Origin of the sequence: Carnobacterium sp. (assembly GCF_032094055.1) — a bacterium.
GTDB lineage: Bacteria > Bacillota > Bacilli > Lactobacillales > Carnobacteriaceae > Carnobacterium_A.
Genome location: NZ_DAMDAK010000086.1, coordinates 3,153 through 6,793, shown reverse-complemented (window position 1 = coordinate 6,793; position 3,641 = coordinate 3,153). Strand labels below are relative to the sequence as shown.

At 36.9% G+C, this 3,641-nt stretch carries 6 protein-coding genes and 1 pseudogene; all 7 read left to right on the top strand.

Features of this window, described 5'->3' with window-relative positions; all coding sequences use genetic code 11:
* The coding region (locus RT405_RS11330; RefSeq protein ID WP_313469757.1) for an ABC transporter substrate binding protein at positions 1-172 on the top strand (172 nt) is incomplete at its 5' end.
* Between the two features lie 32 nt (positions 173-204).
* Positions 205-1,095, top strand: coding sequence for an ABC transporter permease subunit (locus RT405_RS11325; protein ID WP_313469751.1), 891 nt, complete (start codon positions 205-207; stop codon positions 1,093-1,095).
* The gene (locus RT405_RS11320) at positions 1,096-1,905 is read left to right on the top strand and encodes an ABC transporter ATP-binding protein (RefSeq protein WP_313469749.1); all 810 of its coding nucleotides are present in this window, start codon (positions 1,096-1,098) and stop codon (positions 1,903-1,905) included.
* Positions 1,906-2,057: 152 nt separating this feature from the next.
* A complete protein-coding gene (locus tag RT405_RS11315) occupies positions 2,058-2,492 on the top strand; it encodes a MarR family transcriptional regulator (RefSeq protein ID WP_313469748.1) in 435 nt (144 codons plus the stop codon).
* A gap of 19 nt (positions 2,493-2,511) precedes the next feature.
* A complete protein-coding gene (locus RT405_RS11310) occupies positions 2,512-2,649 on the top strand; it encodes a hypothetical protein (protein WP_313469747.1) in 138 nt (45 codons plus the stop codon).
* 249 nt (positions 2,650-2,898) lie between these two features.
* Positions 2,899-3,432 carry a type 1 glutamine amidotransferase domain-containing protein gene (locus RT405_RS11305; protein ID WP_313469746.1) on the top strand — a complete coding sequence of 178 codons (534 nt, stop codon included), beginning with the start codon at positions 2,899-2,901 and terminating at the stop codon, positions 3,430-3,432.
* A gap of 90 nt (positions 3,433-3,522) precedes the next feature.
* Positions 3,523-3,641 (top strand): annotated as a pseudogene (locus RT405_RS13515) (LD-carboxypeptidase); the annotation flags it as partial.

The window sequence follows — 3,641 nt, the reverse complement described above, 5'->3', positions numbered from 1 at the left end:
AGGGAAATTAACAGGTCAAATGACAGCAGCTGTTCTTAAAGGCGAAAGTGATCCGGCAACTACACCTGTGCAGTACCTTGAACAAGGAGAAGTTGTACTCAATGAAGAAAAAGCAAAGGAATTAGGGATTTCTATTCCGCAAGCTTTATTAGACCAAATGGCACATCACTAATTTAACTATATCTAAGAGAGTAGGTCATATCGATGGATTTAATTGTAACCGCAACAGCACAAGGTTTGTTATGGGGCATAATGGCTTTAGGCATTTTTATTACTTATCGGATTCTAGATTTACCCGATATGACAGCTGAAGGCTCTTTTCCATTAGGAGCTGCTGTTTGTGCCCGTTTGATTCTTTCAGGTGTTCATCCGCTGTTGGCAGCACTAACGGCCTTCGCCATAGGGGCTCTAGCAGGATTCATTACCGGTTTTCTGATCACCAAAGCTAAAATACCAGGACTATTAGCGGGTATTTTGACTATGACGGGACTTTATTCTATCAATTTGCGTATTATGAACCGGGCAAATTTAAGCTTATTAGGCAAACAAAAAATAACAGACTTGCTAAGCCGATACAACTTGCCGCCTCAGTTCGATACTATTTTTATGGGCATCTTGCTAACAGTCTTAATTATCGCTGCGTTAGTTCTTTTCTTTAAAACAGAATTAGGTCAAGCAGTAATTGCTACAGGAGATAACGAAAAAATGGCACGTTCATTAGGAATATCGACTAACCGTACAAAAATATTGGGTTTAATGTTGTCGAATGGAATTGTAGCTGCAGCAGGAGCCTTAATCGCGCAAGACAATGGTTATGCAGATATCAGTATGGGTATTGGTACCATCGTTATCGGATTAGCTTCCGTGATTATTGGAGAAGTTATTTTTGGAAATTTATCTTTTGCCAATCGATTGATTTGTGTAATCCTAGGAGCTATTATTTATCGCTTCATTATTATGTTTGTCTTGCTGGTAGGGCTTCAGCCAAATGATTTAAAATTGATCTCTGCCATTATTTTAGCATTCTGTTTAGCTTTACCAAGTTTAAGAAATAAACTGAATTTAAACTTTTTTAATAAAAAGGAGGTTCTTTAATTGACAACATCCTCAGTCTTATCGATTCAACATATTACTAAAACTTTTTATCCTGGAACAGCCAATCAAAATCAAGTATTAAAAGGCTTGGACCTAGAAGTCCAACAAGGTGATTTTATAACAATTATTGGGGGAAATGGTGCAGGTAAATCCACGTTGTTGAACAGCATTTCAGGGAATTTTCTAATTGATCAAGGGTCCATTAAAATCGAAGACAAAGAAATTACTAAATTAAAAGAAGAACAACGTGCTGGGATGATCGGACGTGTATTTCAAGATCCTTTAATGGGGACTGCGCCGCGTATGACGGTCAGCGAAAATTTATCCATCGCTTATCGCCGCGGGAAGAGAAGAACGCTACGCAAAGGCAGTTCTCTAAAAGAAAGAGAATTCTTCAAAGAGATTCTAGCTAAATTGGGCTTGGGCCTGGAGAACCGTTTGGACAGCGAAATGGGGTTATTGTCTGGCGGACAGCGACAAGCGATTGCATTGTTGATGGCCACTATGAAGAAGCCCAAATTATTGTTATTAGACGAGCATACTGCTGCGCTTGATCCTAAAACGGCCAAAATTGTCTTAGAATTGACAAATAAACGAATCTTTGAAGAACAGTTAACTGCATTAATGATCACCCACAATATGCAAGATGCTTTAAATTATGGCAACCGTTTGATTATGTTGGACCAAGGAAAAGTAGTGGTGGATGTCAAAGGAGAAGAAAAAAGTAAGTTAACTGTAGCTGCTGTATTAGATTTATTCCAAGCTTCGACAGAAAAATCCGCCCTCTCAGATGAAATGCTTCTTGGATAATGGGCTTTTACTAAATTTCAAGAAGCAATAATAAAACAATTGCAGTACAAAGGAGCGTTTCCCTTGAAAAATCAAGCTTCCTTCGCTATAGTTGCTATATGAAACAATAATACTTGCATATAGCAACCATAGCTTGGTGAAGGAGTTTTTTTATGGATACCCTTATTTCTACCCATGAATTAATGAAGGAAATAGATAATTTTCAAACTCGATATACTTCCATTGAACAATCGGTATTGAAAAAAAATCAACTTAATCGATCAGCTTTTTTTATTATGCGTTACCTTATTGATCAGCCATTGACCTTAACCGAATTAACTTCTTCCTTTTCCTTAAATAAATCTACATTAAGCAGACAAGTAAATGATTTGGTAAAAAAAGGGTGGGTCATTAAAGATAGTGGAAAAGACAAGCGGTTCATGTACCTAGTGTTATCAAAAGAAGCTAGACAGCTTATTAATAGCGTACACTTCGAAATAGAACATCAAGTGACTCAGATTTTCAGTTCTTGGCCCAATGACGAAAAACAGTTATTCATTATTCTGCTGAGACGCATCAACCGAAGAATAGAACTAGCAACTGATTAAAAAAGAAGGAGGAAAGACAATGGATGAGAAGACATTAGGCGAGCTACCAAAAGATGAACTGATTCAATTAATCATTGAACAAAGTGCTGCACTAAGCTTATTAGAAGATCAATTAGAGAGTGAGACGGAAGAAAACCGTTTTTTTAAAAGTTTGTAGAAGGCTATACAGACTATAGCGACTATTTCATCACTTTTTTTGAGGATGAAAGTGACGGAACAGCTAAAAAAGGCAGTATTTTTTTAGGTCTTTTTAACGACTTCATTCAAGATTACGGTACAGATGCCGTTTTAAATCTATTAGATCAATACATGGAAGACCATGTTTAATTAAAATAAGCTAGAAGAGTTTACAGACTCTTCTAGTAATTGGTACACTAAAGTTATTATTAGAAGGGTGGTGTCGGTTGTGACTATAGAAAATAAAAAAATCATTGCACTGGTTAGTGATGATTTCGAAGATTTAGAGTTATGGTATCCTGTTTACCGATTAAGAGAATCGGGTGCGACTGTAAACCTAGTCGGAGAAGAAGCAGAGAAACAATATACTGGTAAATACGGTGTTCCTGCGGTTTCTGACCTTAGTTTTAAAGAAATAAATGTAGAAGAATACGATGGAATTTTGGTTCCTGGTGGCTGGTCTCCCGATAAATTAAGACGTTATCCGGAAGTTCTTGATTTTGTGCGTCATTTTGACCAAGTAAAGAAACCAATCGGACAAATTTGCCATGCAGGATGGGTACTAATTTCAGCCGGGATTTTAGAAGGTGTTAACGTAACAAGCACACCAGGCATTAAAGATGATATGACGAATGCTGGAGCGATCTGGCATAATGTACCAGCTCTTACAGATGGACACATTATTTCAAGTCGTCGTCCTCCTGATCTTCCTGAATATATGAAGCATTATATTGCAGCTTTTGAATCAGAAAAAAATAAATAAGATAAGAACAGCAATCTTTTAACCAGATTGCTGTTCTTTTATCTACGAGTAATGCAATTGAGTTTACCGTAAGAAAGGTGTTGAGAAACAATGCTTAAACCGGGTGATACAATAGGTCTAATTTGTTGTTCAAATGGAAAAAGACTATCAGAAAGACAGCTTATAGAACGATTAGTTGTTTGTTTAGAGCAAGAGTTTCAATTACAGGT